This window comes from Proteus sp. FME41, assembly GCF_014897315.1.
GTDB lineage: Bacteria > Pseudomonadota > Gammaproteobacteria > Enterobacterales > Enterobacteriaceae > Proteus.
The window spans coordinates 15,287-31,524 of sequence record NZ_JABUYL010000009.1 but is presented as its reverse complement, the minus strand read 5'-3'; the positions used below and the strand labels follow the sequence as shown (position 1 = coordinate 31,524).

The 16,238-nt window shown below is 38.8% G+C and carries 11 protein-coding genes; 7 read left to right on the top strand and 4 right to left on the bottom strand.

What is annotated here, in order from left to right; genetic code table 11:
- Positions 1 to 16: 16 nt before the first annotated feature.
- From INT04_RS09865 to INT04_RS09850, 4 genes are all read left to right on the top strand, one after another.
- Positions 17 to 2,527 carry a CS1-pili formation C-terminal domain-containing protein gene (locus tag INT04_RS09865; RefSeq protein WP_193015972.1) on the top strand — a complete coding sequence of 837 codons (2,511 nt, stop codon included), beginning with the start codon at positions 17 to 19 and terminating at the stop codon, positions 2,525 to 2,527.
- An 11-nt stretch (positions 2,528 to 2,538) separates the two neighbouring features.
- Positions 2,539 to 4,149, top strand: a complete 1,611-nt coding sequence (locus tag INT04_RS09860; protein ID WP_193015971.1) for a fimbrial protein — start codon at positions 2,539 to 2,541, stop codon at positions 4,147 to 4,149.
- A gap of 141 nt (positions 4,150 to 4,290) precedes the next feature.
- Positions 4,291 to 4,977 (top strand): fimbrial protein, encoded by a 687-nt coding sequence (locus tag INT04_RS09855; RefSeq protein ID WP_193015970.1) that lies wholly within the window; start codon positions 4,291 to 4,293, stop codon positions 4,975 to 4,977.
- A 467-nt stretch (positions 4,978 to 5,444) separates the two neighbouring features.
- Positions 5,445 to 6,026, top strand: coding sequence for a common pilus major fimbrillin subunit EcpA (locus INT04_RS09850; RefSeq protein WP_193015969.1), 582 nt, complete (start codon positions 5,445 to 5,447; stop codon positions 6,024 to 6,026).
- Positions 6,027 to 6,103: 77 nt separating this feature from the next.
- Here INT04_RS09850 and INT04_RS09845 read toward each other — a convergent pair whose 3' ends face one another.
- From INT04_RS09845 to INT04_RS09835, 3 genes are read right to left on the bottom strand one after another with little or no spacing between them, the layout of a single operon-like run.
- Positions 6,104 to 7,381 carry a sigma-54-dependent transcriptional regulator gene (locus INT04_RS09845; RefSeq protein WP_193015968.1) on the bottom strand — a complete coding sequence of 426 codons (1,278 nt, stop codon included), beginning with the start codon at positions 7,379 to 7,381 and terminating at the stop codon, positions 6,104 to 6,106.
- Positions 7,359 to 9,734: an ATP-binding protein gene (locus INT04_RS09840; RefSeq protein ID WP_193015967.1), complete on the bottom strand. Its 2,376-nt coding sequence runs from the start codon at positions 9,732 to 9,734 to the stop codon at positions 7,359 to 7,361. Before INT04_RS09840 ends, INT04_RS09845 begins: the two co-directional genes overlap by 23 nt.
- A gap of 58 nt (positions 9,735 to 9,792) precedes the next feature.
- Positions 9,793 to 11,082, bottom strand: coding sequence for an ABC transporter substrate-binding protein (locus INT04_RS09835; RefSeq protein ID WP_193015966.1), 1,290 nt, complete (start codon positions 11,080 to 11,082; stop codon positions 9,793 to 9,795).
- Positions 11,083 to 11,394: 312 nt separating this feature from the next.
- Between INT04_RS09835 and INT04_RS09830 the strand changes: the two genes are divergently transcribed.
- A complete protein-coding gene (locus INT04_RS09830; RefSeq protein WP_193015965.1) occupies positions 11,395 to 12,729 on the top strand; it encodes an MFS transporter in 1,335 nt (444 codons plus the stop codon).
- Positions 12,730 to 12,795: 66 nt separating this feature from the next.
- On the top strand, positions 12,796 to 14,247 hold the full coding sequence (pyk, locus tag INT04_RS09825) for a pyruvate kinase (RefSeq protein WP_193015964.1): 1,452 nt from the start codon (positions 12,796 to 12,798) through the stop codon (positions 14,245 to 14,247).
- Positions 14,248 to 14,352: 105 nt separating this feature from the next.
- Here the strand turns inward: pyk and INT04_RS09820 are convergent, their stop codons facing one another.
- Positions 14,353 to 14,754 carry a hypothetical protein gene (locus tag INT04_RS09820; RefSeq protein WP_193015963.1) on the bottom strand — a complete coding sequence of 134 codons (402 nt, stop codon included), beginning with the start codon at positions 14,752 to 14,754 and terminating at the stop codon, positions 14,353 to 14,355.
- A gap of 272 nt (positions 14,755 to 15,026) precedes the next feature.
- Here INT04_RS09820 and INT04_RS09815 point away from each other — a divergent pair, with 272 nt between their 5' ends.
- On the top strand, positions 15,027 to 16,214 hold the full coding sequence (locus INT04_RS09815) for an ROK family transcriptional regulator (RefSeq protein ID WP_319022965.1): 1,188 nt from the start codon (positions 15,027 to 15,029) through the stop codon (positions 16,212 to 16,214).
- Positions 16,215 to 16,238 lie beyond the last annotated feature (24 nt).

Here is a 16,238-nt window from a genome sequence, read left to right as displayed (position 1 = left end):
TTCATAAGGATTCCTTGTGCGTAAATCTGTGGTGGCACTAGGTATTGCTATGTTCCTATTGTCCGAGAATACATATAGCCAACCAACCAGTTTAAAGATTGGTAATTATATTATTCCTAGTGTCTTTGCCACCGCATTAGAAGAAGGCATGACGATCCCTGTTTATCTACGTTATAACCTCTCTAATCAATCTGTATTAGAAGAACAAAGCCGTAATAAAATTGCAGATGCGCTGGTAGTACTTAAAGACCATCAAATTGTTATTAGCTCTATCACACCAACTTACGATAGTGACGATTCTCAAGTTGCTTCTATTAATGAAAAAATTATTGAATCACTGGTATCACTTAAAGACGCTCAAATCGGACAACAGGGAAAAATAACACTTTCACCTGATGCCAGTCTGATATTTGATTTAAACTCTTTCATTATGACATTGGATGTCAGTGAATCCGGTCTTGCGACTCAAGTTCAAGCCCGTAGCGAAATGCTTGGCGCATCTACTGTCAGAAATATGTCAGCTGTCACAACCTATGATTTGGGTATTTATAATAATCAGCTAAAAAATCAAAAAGATAATACCAACAGCTATTTTTCTGTTGATAGTATTGTTAGCTTTGCCGAAAACCACCTGAACCTAAGTGCCACCGCGTATGGTCTAGGTACCGCAGAGCAGTCTTTTGATTTTTATCGAGCCATGTTTGAACGTGATTTTAATGGCCATCGTTTTGCTTTTGGCCTATTAAATACATGGAACTTACAGTCGATTGCCTCAATGTCAGCACTCAATAGTAGTAAAGTTTACGGCATCACTTACGGTAACAACTCATCGTCTAAAGTTAACCATTCACAGCTTTCACTCACCCCTATTACCGTCTTTTTACCCAGCGCGGGCGAAGTCCGTATTTATCGTGAAGGTAAGTTATTAAGTATTCAAAGTTTCCCTATGGGAAGCTTTGAAGTCGATACCGCTCCGCTACCTTTTGGTATTTATCAAGTTGAAGTTGAAGTGGTGATTGATGGTAAAGTTCATGCCAAACAAGCTCAAACCGTGAATAAAACCTTTAATATGCGGGGTGCCACACTTAATGAGTTTCGTTGGGAAATCTTCTCCGGCTATGTTGATTATAAAAAACGCATTAAAAACAGAGATAATGAATATAAAACGTCTAACTCAGATAACACTTGGCTTGTCGGCGGTGCGGGCACTGTCACTTTAGGGGTTTTCTCTGGATTAAATTTACAAACCTCGACTTATGCTTTTGATGATTTGGCGGTCATTGAGACTAACGCAAACTTACAATTAAGTGAGAATCTATCGACCAGTTGGCAGTCGCTTTTCGCCAATGACGGAAGTGATCGCAATATCATCACGGCATCTTATGCTTTACCTAAGGGCTTTGGTTCACTTTGGATAAATAAAGAGAAAGGGAATATCAAAGATGACTTCCCGATGTATGACTCTGATAACTACTCTTTTGGTACTACCCTGAACTTAACGCAATTTTGGGAATATGCGGGATCATTTACCTATTCCTACACCAAAGATTTACGCGATAAAAACAAATCAAATAACTTTGAGTATTCCACTACGCTCTATAACGGACATTACGGCAGTATGAGTTTACGTACAGGTATCCAACGCTATCACTACGATAATCAAGATAGTACTAACGAAAAATACGTCACACTGGATTTCTCATTGCCATTAGCGACATGGCTTAGTGCGGGCGTTTCTTCTAGCAATGGAAATGTGCGTGGCGAGTTATCTGCATCGAAAAGCTTTGAAAATTCAGCCATTAGTAACGCAGGTTTATCCGTGTCCACCCTATTACATGATAAAGATGGCACTGACAGCGATTTCTCTGTCAGCGGTTACAGTATGTTTGATACCAAATACAGCACCGGTACGTTAAGTATGAGCCGCCCTAATAATGATCGTTTAAATACCACATTAACGGCGAGAGGTTCATTGGCTTATAGCGATATGAATTTCTCCGCCAGTGGTAAACAAGAAACATCAGGGGTAATTGTCAAAACAGGTATTGATGGACAAGGGCAAATTGCGGCCAACGTCAATGGTCAGCGCTTTGTATTATCGGGCGGTAATAACTTTATTCCGCTTTCTCCTTACGGTACTTACAAAGTGGAATTGCTCAATGATAAAAACAGTGAAGATAGCTTTGATATTGCGTCTGGTCGTGTGAAAAACGTGGTGCTTTATCCGGGTAACGTTGCGGTACATCAGCCTGAGTTAAAACAGATGGTCACCGTATTTGGTCGAATGAAATCGCCTGATGGCACGCTGTTAGCCAGTGCACAAGTACGTAACCATATAGGTCACACTCAAACCGACCATCAAGGGCAATTTGCGATGGATGTTGATAAGCGCTATCCGGTCATTTCATTGCAACAAGATGATAAACAAATTTGTGAAGCTGAATTAGATCTGTCGTCAGCTCGCGGTGTGCTATGGGTGGGTGATGTGATTTGTGATCCGCAGACTACGTTGGCGAGTCGAGATTAAAAGGAATAATAATGATGAAGTCTTCTTTTCTAACACTGTGCTTTTTAACTACAGCTGCAATAAATTTATTTTCAATACCAAGTTATGCAGGTCAAACTGATTATATTTTTATCGAAAATAATATTGATAATGAATATTTTATTGCACCACCAACAATAGATAAACCCCGCTTTTCAGGTGCTAATACCCTGACTAAATACTCATCAGATCAAAAAAGTTTAGGTTATTTAGGCCCAACCTCAGATAAAACAGCTGGAAGCTTACAATATGTTGATATTTGGTTAGAAAATTCGCCTATTGATTCTCCTTTTATTGGTAATCGTTGTATGAGGGATAGTGGTTGCCCTAACGACTTCACACTTCATGCTGAGCGGATCAAAAATAATGGTGCATATAAAATACCTCTTCTTAAAAATAATGCTGGTGATTCGTATTACATGCGGGGCGTATTATCTATGTCAGCATATCAATACTTTAAAAAACTCTCGATAGGAACAACAACAGAATTAAACTATAACGCTTGTTCTACTAAAGTAAATTATGATGTTAATACTCAAACCTGTTTGTCCAGTGGCGGTAAACATTCAATAAAAAATGATCTAATTGATTTAACTAAAGTGGGTCATTTAACCTTAAAATCCACCAATGCTTTACAAGAAATCTTTGTTGATAGTAATGGTAATGCTGTATTAGGGTTAGGTTCCCAGTTTTGTGAAAATACAGTAGTAAATAAACAACAGGGTATTATGTGCGCTCTTGTTGCTTATAACTTTGAAGGTAGCTTTAAAGGATATAATATAGATATTGAACTAAAACTTAATCCTATTTTGGGTAACCTAAATTCTACAGTTAATAAAGCGCTTATGATCGGCGATGGTAATAACTATTGGGAAGTTGGCAAGAGTGGTGCGGATATGGAGAAAATTATTCATAATGGAAATGGCGAAGTTTTTCTCTTTATGGGACAAGCTTTTTTAAAAGATATTATCTCTAGAAAAATCGATTTATCAAAAAGCCAAGAACTATTTACTTTTCTTATTAACAATAAAAGATTATCACAATCTGGCTTTTATGAATTTACGCCTTCTAATACTTTAATTATAAAACCTCGCGATTATGGTATTAGTATTGTCTCTAAAGAAATGGTTAATAAACCCTACCGAGAAGGAAAAGTGGGCGATAAAGAGCCACCGCTAACCTTTGACTATATCGTTACCACCAGTGCATTTCGCCAAGCGAATAAAATTACTGCCGCCGTTGAAGGACCTCAAGTTACATTAAGAGGTCAGCCTTACTGTTTATTTAGCTCTAGAGACAAAAAAATTAATGTGCCTTTTTCAGCCTATCTAACTTATACCAACGAAAGTGGCTCAAAAGTAAAAACTCGTACGGCTTGCGATAATGTGCCTATCTCCATTAAAGAAGCCTTATGGACACAAACTACATGGCCTTACCCTTATCAATTAGAGGGTTACTTCTATCGTACCGATTTACAACTCACATTCCCAATGAATGAAGGTACTTCCCTTTTCTCGATGGAGGGTGAAGACTGGATTGGTGTCGTTGAAGCCAGCGGTTACGTCAATGTGTTTGCTGAATGGTCTGGTACTGATATTTACTAAAAGTCAGGCTGCTCAATCTACGGGTATAAATTGAGTATTTATACCCGTTTTATTATTCATAACACATGATGATTTTTATATTGATGATATTATAGACTTCATTATTATCATTTATTAAAACAAGCTCATTAAAGAGATATAATGAAAAGAATATTAAAATTCATCAGTACATTAGCACTTTCAACACTGACATTTTCAGCTCATGCCCTTTATGTAGGCTCTGAAGTTTTTACCCTTGAATCGGATAAAACCTTTTTTTCTCGCACTTATCTTAATAATACAGACAGAACCAATCTTTATAAAATTCATGTCTATAAAATCGAAAAACCGGGAGGAAAAGAAAAAGATGAAAAACAACTTCCCATAGATGATGGTGAAATACTTTATACGCCTTTGCAAAAAGTGTTATTACCAAATGAACATGAGTTTTTTAAATTATTTTATAAAGGTGCTAAAGACGATAAAGAGCGCTATTACCGTATTATTATTGAAGAAACTCCAGTTAACTTAGTACCTTATCAGGAAGACAGTAAACAGCCTTTGGTTGTTCCTACCGTTGGATTAAATACTGTCATGGTGATCCGCCCTCGCGAAATGAAATTCGCTTATGATCATAATAATATTGCTGGCACCATCAAAAACACCGGCAATACCTACTTCCGATTACTGTTAAATGATCAGTGCGATTCTGACGAAGAAAATGCCAAGATATTACAACTGTTACCCGGTGAAAGTTACCAACATCCTTGGCTAAAGAAAGAGCATAAACAATTTATTGTTGCTTTTGACCGTTATATTGGGTTAGGGAATAACTGCGCGACAAACTAACCTAAATGCTGATTAAAAATATAAAGGTAGCCTAATCAGCTACCTTTTTATTATAAAATAAGTAATTCCACCTAACTTATAACTTTTCCTATTATTTCCTCTCATTTGAAAGAAAATGTAACTTTGTTAAATATATAATTTTTATAAATACATACTTAATTAAATTAATTTATATTCTGTCATATTTATCATTTTCAATTTTTTAATATCAATCATAAAAAGACATAATCACATACGTAATCAACTGATAATAAATAATTTTACATTTTTAATGATAAAACTATTTTTATTACATTTTATTCCTATTTTTTTTCGATGTTTTAAATAAACTATTTTTAAAATTTATTGGGTAGTTTCTCTAATGAATTATCTTTTTTGGATAGTCATGATTTAATTTAAATCCTCATGAAAAAGATTTTCTAGCCGATATTACTCTTAACATCGAACGACCCTATTAGGAATATATAATGAAAAAGCATCATGTCTTACTTAGCTTATTAATGACCGCTTTTACGACAACAGCAGCCCTTGCTAACACCTCATCAATACAAACAGTCGCAAGTTGGCAGGCAACCGCAGTAAAAAAACCTCAAAGTGAATTAGGGGTAACCCCTTTAAATGCCCTGCATTTTGAATTTACTGAAGATAACCATTTTAATGAGCAAAACGGTACATTTGATATTACCGTTAAAGATATGGAAGGCGCGACAGATTTTAAATTAACGTCAAAAGTGATCAGTAATGAACTTAGAAATTCTGCTGATAATTCAGTGTTAACGGTGAAAACAGACTGGAATGGTAAAACACTATCAAGCCATCAAGAAATCGTTATTCTTGATAACCCAAAAGGGATAAACAAAGGGCTAGTGGTTGATAATAAAGCGACAGAAAAAAGTGAACTAAAAAACCTTCAAAGTGCATTTCTCTTTAATATTATTAAGGGATCTCAAGCGGTAACATCATTACCAGAAGGTTTATGGGAAGGCACATTACGTATTGAATTCACCAGTAAATGGTCAGGTGATTTTGTCACTTTAGCAGCCAGATAATTTAAGCATTATCGTCGAAAAGAAAACCGTAAAAGAGCGCCAGTATGGCGCTTCTTTGTTATTGAATACAACGTAAATCAAACCTTTGGTTTATAGCTGTCTTTATCTAAGTCGTGCTTTTTCATTCTTAAATACAGTTTTTTACGTGGAATACCTAAATAATCCGCCACATCACTCACTCGCCCCGCAAATAAATATAACGCATCTTCAATTAAACGACGCTCATATTCATCCACTAAGTTATCTAAAGGTCCTTCAGGTGGAATAATGGCTCGGTGTTGTTCACTATCCACCATTTTCACAATCCCGACGGCATATAACTCCGCCACATTTCGTAACTCACGGATATTACCCGGCCAATCATAACGTTTTAATATATCGAGATAATTACGATCAATTTTCGGTACTGCAATCCCTAACCGCTGTGCACTTTGTCGTAGGAAAGCTCTAAATAACGGAATAATATCAGGACGTCTTGCACTTAATGGCGGCAATGAAAACGTAATTTGCGAAAAATAATAATAGAATTCAGGAATTAATCGCCCTTCTGTCACCAGTTGCTGCGTATTATTTTCTAAAATTGCGATGGTTCTAAAGTGGCGCTTGCCTTGGCGTTCCATATCCAACAGATAAGAACTTAACCAACGTTGTGCTTCTGATGACAAATCATAAGGAGAACGTAAAATTAAGGTGCCCACGTTATCGGTTTCAATTTGAGTAATAACTTGCCTGATATCCGATAAATTTTGGCAATCCACTGTTTGAATAGCTTTATCACTATGTGGACTTAACTCATGTAAAAGTTGAGCAAGAAGATGGCGTCCTGTCCCCATTTCACCTTCTATCATTAAGTCTTTATCAATATCCGCGATTTGTTGTACTTGTTCCCGAATAGCCGTGATTTGCGCGCTGTCTCCGACTAAACGCTCTTGTGTCGTGCTTATTACAGCATTTCTAAGCGCAAGAATAGATTGACGCTCTTTATGCGCTTTCGCCACTAATTCTAAGAAAATAGGGGGATTAATCGGCTTTTCAATAAAGTCATAGGCGCCTTTTTTGACGGCTTCAACTGCCAGCGGAATATCGCCATGCCCTGTTATCATGATAACGGGAATACGAGGGTCAATGTGTTTAATGCGCTCTAAAACTTCCATGCCATTCATTGCTGGCATATAAATATCAAGCACAACCGCACCTTGCCACTCTGGCGTTAAAAGACTTAACGCCTTCTCGGGTGAATCAGTCACTCTGGCAACTTTACCCGCAAGGTTAAGTAAATGACGATAAGATTCAAGAATATCTTCATCATCATCAATTAATAAAACATCAATATCAGGCATGAGTGATTGTGTCATCAGTAAACTCCAAAACAACCATAGCGCCACCGTTTAACGCTGAGGCCAAGTAAATTTCATAACCAAACCGTTGCATAATAGAACGGCAAATGGATAACCCTAACCCAAGGCCCACATCTTTTGTTGTGGTAAACGGGGTAAAGAGTTTTGGTAAAACGTCTGCGTTGAATCCTTTTCCACTATCGGCTATTCCCACTAATTTTCGTTTAGGGTCAACAGATAAAAGATCAATCGAGATCTGACTTTCACCCACACCAGCAATGGCATCCATTGCATTAACAAATAAATTAACTAGCACTTGCTCTATTTGTGTCGGATCGGCACAAATGGTTAATTTATCAGGAATATTATTTGTAATTGTACACTGTTCCCGTTTAGAGCGAGACTCCACCAGCACCATTGCACTTTCTACTAACTCTTTTAACGGTGCTGAAACAAAACTAATTTCAGACGACGATTTACGCGAAAAATTGCGTAATGCGGTAATAATTCGATTCATTCGCGCACAAAGTTTCTCAATGCGTTCAATAGAATCAGGTAATTGATCATATTTCTCCATCTGCAAGGTTAATTTCGCACTATACAGATAGGTGTTAATGGCAGAAAGCGGTTGATTAAGCTCATGTGCAAGGCTTGTCATTGCCTGCCCCACAACGGCCATTTTTGCGGCTTGCACCAACTCTTCTTGCGTTTGAATTAAATGTTTTTGTGCTTGCTCACGACGCACTATTTCTTCATTTAATTGCTGGTTTTTATCCTGTAAATCTTGTGTTTTTAATGCCACAAGTCGTTGAAGTTCTAATCGACTTAACTCCTGACGAGTAATATCGGTAATAGTAACAATATATTTATGCTCATCTTTATGGGGATACTCACGAATATTAAATTGTAAAAAATGAGGCTCCCCCATTTTTACCATGCGAATGGTACACTCACTCTGCCCTAAACGATAAAGCTGACTGGTTGAGCTGAATTGTGCTTTTAACATCGTACTGGCTTCACCACTAAACAGTAACCAAAGTGGCTTATTACTTTGCTCTTTGCCTGTTCCTAATAACGTTGCCGCACTGGGGTTAACTGTTTCCATTCTGCCATCGTGGTGACAGGTAATTAAGCTGGCATCGGTATTATTGATAAGATTTAACGCATTACTGGCTTCAACTTCTTTCATTTGACGCCAAAAACGGCGAAGTCGTCGGCTTAACAAACCAATTTCATCTTGTCCTTCAATCAGCACCGGCTCGGTTAAATTGCCTTTAGCGACATGCGCTAAATCATCGCTGAGTTTATTAAGCCTTGCGATTAATCGTCTATCAATCAAGATTTTCATCACAATAATACTGAGTAATAAAGAAGCAACAATAATGACTACAATAACAATTTTTCCCGTTGCCATTAGCTTACGAGTATTGTCATTAAGCTTATTTAACGCCTCGCTAGTCGCAAAGACATTCCCTCTTACCGCATTATCAAACTGTGATAATTTTTCGTTCAATTTAGGTGTTAGCGCTTTTAGCTTTTTCTCATTTTCCACATCATCAATCAGCGTTTGATAGATATCGCCGTCATAGCGAGTGATTGCAATAATCTCTTGTAATACCTGACGATGTGCAATGGTTGATGGATAGCTTTTTAACTTCTGATTTAAGGCAATAATTTCATCGATTTTGACGCTAATATAATGAAATGCCACATCAATATCACGACTATAGCGTTGATGAGCAATCTCTTCTACTAAGCTAATTAGCTCATTTTCTGTAGTGAATAGCTCTTGTAATAGCGTCGATTCTAATAACAATTGTAGGCTATTTTCCTGTACATTTTTTTCATTGAGCATTTGGCTAACATGCCACTCAATTTCATTCAGTAGCGGTTTAATATCTTCGCCTACAGCATCATGCATCCATGCCAATTGCCCTAATAATTGAGCAAGACGATTTTCCAATTCACGTCGTTTATCCAGTAATACATCTTGTTCATCAATAAGCGCTGATAATTCATCAACAAGCTGAGTATAAAAATCACGTTGTGGCTTTTGCTCAATAGAAAATTCACGTAAATTATCTAATAGCTGGTGGATCTCCTGCTTTTGGCGATCTGAAATCGATTTTCGTTGTGTTTGCTCTCGCTCTTTTAATAACATCTGTAAATTGGTGCTATAACTTTCCATATTATAGCTGGTGGTTAACATCGGCAGAGATTCTCCCACTGACGCATTAATTTGTGTCGCCAGCTTTCCCCACATAAAAAAGATAACCACGCCAATCAGTAAGGTGAGCAAAGAACTAAAGATAAACGCCATATAAAGGCGTCTACCGAGTTTGCCAAATTGCTTAGGCACTAATAATTTCATCCGTAATACCTATCATAAAAACAGCGATTTCTTACTGTATATCTGAACCACAAGGCCATCAGGGTGATTTGGTTTCTTTCAATAAAACCCGTGCTTGTTCAAGCCGTTCAGCCTCTAAAGTACGCCATTGATAAAGTACAGCTAAGGCTTGATCAGAATATTCGCGTTGATCCGCTTCTTTCGTAAATAACGCTTGTAATGTCGGTGAATTCGCCTCTTTTTCACTAATAAGGACTGAACTTGCTATTTTTCGTGCTTTACTTATCGCCTCAATACGCTCAGGGGTTTGATTTTCCTGTTTCTCTGCTTCGTGAATATCACTCCAAACTTGACGCATTAAGGGAAAATTGTGAGTGATCATTTGATCAAATAACGCATTAACGACTTCACTGCGACGATAAGCTTCATTACTGTTTAAAATAAATTCCGTGTTATTAGCCAGCTCATCATTATTGCGTAAGATCTCTTTGCTTAACGGGATCTTTGCCATATCACTTTTATAGATAATCTCTTGCCCTTCATCCGATAAAAGGAATGCAATAAATTTGGCTGCAGTCTCTCTTTTACTGCTTTCTGCAACAATAGCAACATAGGCGGGTAAAATAATCGATTTGTCAAAATAGCTAAATTCGACAAATTCAAAACGTTTTTGGTGGTTAAACGCGTAGTTATCAATAATAGGTCCCGCACCCACGATACCTCTGGCAATAGCATCACCCACTCGCGAACTGCGTGCTGAGATAGAAGAAAGGTTGCCACTGGTTTCAAGTAATATCTGCCATCCTCGCTCCCAGCCATATTCTTGTAGCACATTTTCAACCATCAGTTGCATCGTGCCAGAATTAGCGGGTGTCGTCATCGTTAAATGGCCTTGGTAAATAGGATCACTTAAATCAATCCAGCTTTTCGGCGCAGGAATACCTAGCTTTTGTAAGTACTGTGTATTACTCATAATGCCGATACCAGAATACCCCACCGTCGTGATCTTATCGTTTAAGATGTCGCTATGGCGTGTTAACCATTTCGGTGTTTCGTAATTAACCGGTAATCGTGCCAGTAACCCTTCTCTGTCTAAATGATGAAAAAAGTTAGCCGATGACGACATGACAATATCCACAGGTTGTGTTGGATATTGCTTCATCATGCGCGTTGCTATCGCAACACGGCGATAAACCACTTGTACCTTTGTATCAGGATAGCGTGAGCTAAAGGCCTCTGTAAGTGGTCGCATTGGTGTATCTGAAAGCGTCGTCAATATAACAAGTGGCTGCTCATCACTGCGTACAGGAGTGATAAACAGCCAACTAAACAATAAACAGACGAGGCTAAGTGTTATTTTTATTCTCATGACATACCCCTGGTTTTGTTTTTAATAAACATAAAAATGTGTCGAACTTCAAACTTCTGATATTTAGCAATATTTATTATTTTTAGCTAATGAGTCCTTAATGACCCATTTACAACAATGATACGCCGATATCTTCACTCATTTTTCAATCCACGCCTAATCGCGATGTTACAAATTTGACTCATCGATTCAGACGAATGTGTCATCGATGACTCAAATTCCGTGTTTTGCACCAAGATGACCTAAATGAATAGCATCAGCACTGAAAACCAAAATCAGCTTCAGACATGAATAATATTCGGAGTCATCTCTATGCTAAGTTTCTTTAAAACCAGAAAGGATCTGCCGCTAATACAAGCGTCAAGTGAAAAGATCCGCGCAATATATAAAAAGCACCAATGGCAGGTCTTCTTTGGTCTTGTTCTTGGTTATGCCATGTTTTATGTGGTTCGTATGGCACTCAGTGTGGTGAAAAAACCTATGCTGGATGCGGGTATCGTAACAACGTCAGAACTGGGTTTAATGGGTTCAGCGTTCTTCTTTACCTACGCTTTTGGTAAATTCTCTAACGGGTTCTTGTCAGATTATGCCAACATTGGACGCTTTATGTCCATCTCGTTGATCGCCTCATCTTTCATTTGTATTTTTATGGGGATGTCAACCGCGAGCCTGTTCTTTATCCTGTTATGGGGTATTAACGGTTGGTTCCAATCTGTGGGTTCAGCACCTTCTTGTGTTTCTATTTTCCAATGGTTCTCACCAAAACAACGCGGTACGGTTTACTCCATCTGGGGCGGTTCGCGTAACATCGGTGAAGCGATTACGTGGATCTTAACCGCAACCATAGTCAGTTTCTTTGGCTGGCGTGCAGGTTTCATTGGTGCAGGTATCGCGGGTATTGCTGCCGGTATCATCTTACTGATGATCTTAAAAGACCGTCCTCGTACTTATGGCTTACCTGACCCAGCAACTGCGTATGGCGAAGAATCAGAAGCAATTAAATCGAGTGATCCTAAAGAAACTCGTCGTGCTCAGCTATTCGTATTAAAACAACCTACCGTGTGGATTATCGCAGCAGCTTGTGCGGCAATGTACATCTCTCGCTACGCAATCAGCTCATGGGCCGTCCTTTACCTACAAGGCTCAAAAGGTTACTCACTGATTGATGCGGGTTTTGCAATGTCTACTTACCCAATCGCAGGTTTCTTCGGTGCAATCTTAGCGGGTATGGCTTCGGACAAACTGTTTAACGCTAACCGTCATATTCCCACACTCATTTATGGTATCGCCAACATCGCAGGTTTTGCACTGATGTTCTGGGGTCCACAAAGCCGTGTCATGGATGCTGTTGCATTAAGTATGGTGGGTTTTGCAATGGGCGGTCTGGTTGTGTTCTTAGCGGGCTTAACCGCATGTGACTTAATGCCGAAAAACGCAGTGGGTGCAGTAAAAGGCTTTATTGGACTGTTTGCTTATATTGCAGCATCTGCTCAAGAATTAATTTCAGCATCACTAATTAAAGTGACTGAAGTTGCCGGTGTCACTCATTACGACTTTACCACAGTACAGTATTTCTGGATTGGTTCTGCCATCGTTTCCATGATTTTAGCAACGCTAGTCTGGAATGCGAAAAAAGTTACCATTTAAATTAATAAATTAAGTTGTCACTGAGGGATGCGGTAAAGCATCCCTCCTTAAAAAGAGAATGTCATTATGCGTAAGACAAAAATTGTTGCGACTCTTGGCCCAGCTAGCTGCTCAGAACAGATGATTGAAAAACTGATTTTGGCAGGCGCTAACGTATTTCGTTTAAACTTTTCACATGGCACTAGCGAACAGCATCAAACAACAGCCGCAACTATCCGTCAGGTCGCAGAAAAACATCGTGTATTCATCGGGATCTTAGCTGACCTGCAAGGCCCGAAAATTCGTATTGCCAATTTTAAACATGATTCAGTTCAATTAAAACAAGGCGATAGCTTTACCCTAAATGCAGATTTAGATAGCACATTAGGCGATGAGCAACAAGTTGGTTTGGACTACCCACAACTTGTTCAAGAAGTCACACCAGGGAATATTCTGTTACTGGACGACGGTAATATTCAATTACAAGTCAGTGCCGTTAATAATAATAAAATAGAGACTCACGTTACTGTTGGTGGAAAACTGTCTAACCGTAAAGGTATTAACTTACTCGGTGGCGGATTATCAGCCCCCGCTTTAACAGAAAAAGACAAACAAGACATACACACAGCAGCTGCTATTCAAGCAGATTATATTGCCGTTTCATTCCCACGTAATGGCGCAGATATTGAATATGCACGTGATTTAGTCATTGCCGCAGGAAGCCATGCCAAAATCGTCGCTAAAGTAGAGCGCGCTGAAGTGGTTTCTTGTGAAGCAAATATGGATGACATCATTAAAGCATCTGATGTCATTATGGTGGCACGGGGCGATCTCGCCGTTGAAATCGGTGATGCCAGCTTACCGGGTGCACAAAAACAACTTATTGCACGTTGTCGCGCATTAGGTTGTCCTGTTATTACCGCAACCCAAATGATGGAATCCATGATTGAAAGCCCAATGCCTACTCGTGCAGAAGTGATGGATATCGCTAACGCAGTAGGCGATGGAACGGATGCGGTGATGCTATCTGCCGAAACCGCAGCAGGAAAATACCCTGTAGAAGCGGTTAGTGCAATGGCGCGTGTGGCGGAAGGCGCTGAGCGTTCTTTTGCCGCTAATGCCGAAAACCCATGGCAATCACCGTCTTACTATTCACAAACTGGCCGTTGGATTGCACTTGCAGCAGCCACAACCGCCTTCCATGACGACAAACACTTAAGTGTTGCCGCATTAACAGAAAACGGAAAATCAGTGACCTTACTGTCACGTTTTATGCCGAATAATAATGTGTATGCATTAACAGATAATCCTGCACTTGCGGGTCAACTTACAGTATTACGTGGAGTAACGCCTGTTGCATATCAACGTCACAATAATAATGATTGTGATGAAAGCATCATGCAAAAACTGCAAGCCGAAGGATTATTAACAGACATGAATTCACTCTTAATCACCCGTTTATCAACTTTTGAGAAAACCGGTGAAAGCGATTGTTGTCACCTTGTTCCTGTAAAACACGTTGAAACAGCAACTGCTTGAGTGTCTTCCATCAAGGAGCTTATGAGAGAGGCAACCTGAAGTAAATAACAAGAAAAAGAGCACACCGAATGATTTTAGCCACAAGGATTGTGGCTATTTTTCTGTCTATTTATCACAAGGATAAGCATCTTGTAGAGCAGCAATATAAACTAGCTCTATTGATGTTTCTTTATATTTTTCCTTCGCTATCGGATATTTATCAAGATAAGTGTCGATATGCTTCACCATAAAATCTCCATTTTGTACAACTTTTGGTGGTGGGCAATAGAGCGGTTTGAAATCATTATCTTGATTATGCAATCTTACTGATACTGCATAAAAATTGAATCCATTCGCAATACCGTTTAGATACGCTTGTGTCACCGACTCTAGTTGTTTATTCGCAGGATGTTCTAAGGCTAATAGTCGTTTTACCTCAAGATAACCGCTTAGTGTCACTGCCTGTGAATAAAGTGGAAATAGCAATACTCCCCCTAAAATACTTTTTAATAGTATTCCTTTTTTCATTCTGATTTTCTCTTGAGTTAAATGCATGTTCATTTCATTTTAGTCGGTTTATTACATTAAGAATATGTGCAGAGAATATCTTTTAGTGGGTCGTCCCATAAAAATTAAACGCATCAAATTGTGATCACAAACTCATTTAGGATGGTTTCTAAACTAATTAGCGGTTTTATACTTTACAAATTAAATAAAACGGTGCATAACTATCAAACACAGATGATTTTATATAAAAAAAACATCTTTTAGTTTTGTTTCTAAACAAATGGAGTAGTTAAGTGACACCGAACGTACCCAATACATTACGGCAAATGAATGCCTCGCTTGTATTAAATGTCATTCGTCATCAAGGCCCTCTGTCACGGGCTCAGATAGCTAAAATTAGCGGGATAACAAAAGCGACGGTGTCTGAAATTATTAACGATCTCCTTGAAGAAAAAATTGTTTATGAAAGCGGCGTTAGTTCACCATCGGGGCAAGGTCGGAAAGGAATTTTAGTTAATTTCGATCCTCAACACAGTTTAGGTGTCAGTATTGACTTAGGCGGAACTAAAATCGCTTATGCTGTTTTTAACTTAGATGCCGAATTGTTGTATGAATATCAAGAGCCTACCTTTGATACTGACGACCGTGAACACTTTTTAACGCAATTTGCACAAAGTATTGAAAACGTGATCGAAAAAAGCGGCGTAGACCGCCAAAAGATCAATGTTATCGGTGTCGCCACACCAGGGATCATCGATATCAAAAATGGTGTTGTACTTGAAGGATCTCCTAACTTACCACAGTGGGATCATTTACCTTTAGCACAACACCTAACAGAAAAACTCAATGTACCCGTTGTTCTCGAAAATGATATTCGTGCCGCACTTGTCGGTGAAATGTGGAAAGGCCGTTGCCGTCATACGCATAGTTGTGCGCTGATTGGTATTGGTACCGGTTTAGGCTCTGCATTACTAATGGATGGAAAAGTGATCCGTGGCGCAAATAATGCCGCAGGTGAAATCGGCTATATGATGTTTGCCCGCGATCATCTCTTTCGTAACTGGCGTAATAAAGGGTGCTTTGAAAGTTTCTGCTCAGGCTCTGGCTTAAGTGAGCGCATGGCAAATTTACGCGGTGAAAACCTCAGTGCCATTGAAATTATTAATGCTTCACAACAAGGTGATCCTCTTGCTCAATCATTAGTAGAAGAAATGGCGGATTACCTTGCTATTGGCATTATGAATTTAGTCGCTATTGCAAATCTGGAAAAAGTCGTCTTAACAGGCGGGATCACCCGCTCTGCTGACACCTTTTTACCTCGTGTACAGGCAAATTTAGATAGACATTTATTTGCTAACACGAAAGTGAATATCGAGCTGTCTGAATTATGGGAAAAAGGCCCGCTTTATGGTATTGCCATTTTAGCCTTAGCCACGGTTTACCCTTCAATTCAATTTATGCCCGAGATCCAACTGAGATAACCCTAATAAAAAAGTACTTCAACG

What these genes read in the sequence shown, in the direction of transcription:
- INT04_RS09850 (WP_193015969.1), top strand. Translation starts at nt 5,445, where the DNA reads ATGAAAAAGCATCATGTCTTACTTAGCTTATTAATGACCGCTTTTACG.
- INT04_RS09845 (WP_193015968.1), bottom strand. Translation starts at nt 7,381, where the DNA reads ATGACACAATCACTCATGCCTGATATTGATGTTTTATTAATTGATGAT.
- INT04_RS09840 (WP_193015967.1), bottom strand. Translation starts at nt 9,734, where the DNA reads ATGAAATTATTAGTGCCTAAGCAATTTGGCAAACTCGGTAGACGCCTT.
- INT04_RS09860 (WP_193015971.1), top strand. Translation starts at nt 2,539, where the DNA reads ATGATGAAGTCTTCTTTTCTAACACTGTGCTTTTTAACTACAGCTGCA.
- INT04_RS09855 (WP_193015970.1), top strand. Translation starts at nt 4,291, where the DNA reads ATGAAAAGAATATTAAAATTCATCAGTACATTAGCACTTTCAACACTG.
- INT04_RS09835 (WP_193015966.1), bottom strand. Translation starts at nt 11,082, where the DNA reads ATGAGAATAAAAATAACACTTAGCCTCGTCTGTTTATTGTTTAGTTGG.
- INT04_RS09830 (WP_193015965.1), top strand. Translation starts at nt 11,395, where the DNA reads ATGCTAAGTTTCTTTAAAACCAGAAAGGATCTGCCGCTAATACAAGCG.
- pyk (WP_193015964.1), top strand. Translation starts at nt 12,796, where the DNA reads ATGCGTAAGACAAAAATTGTTGCGACTCTTGGCCCAGCTAGCTGCTCA.
- INT04_RS09820 (WP_193015963.1), bottom strand. Translation starts at nt 14,754, where the DNA reads ATGAAAAAAGGAATACTATTAAAAAGTATTTTAGGGGGAGTATTGCTA.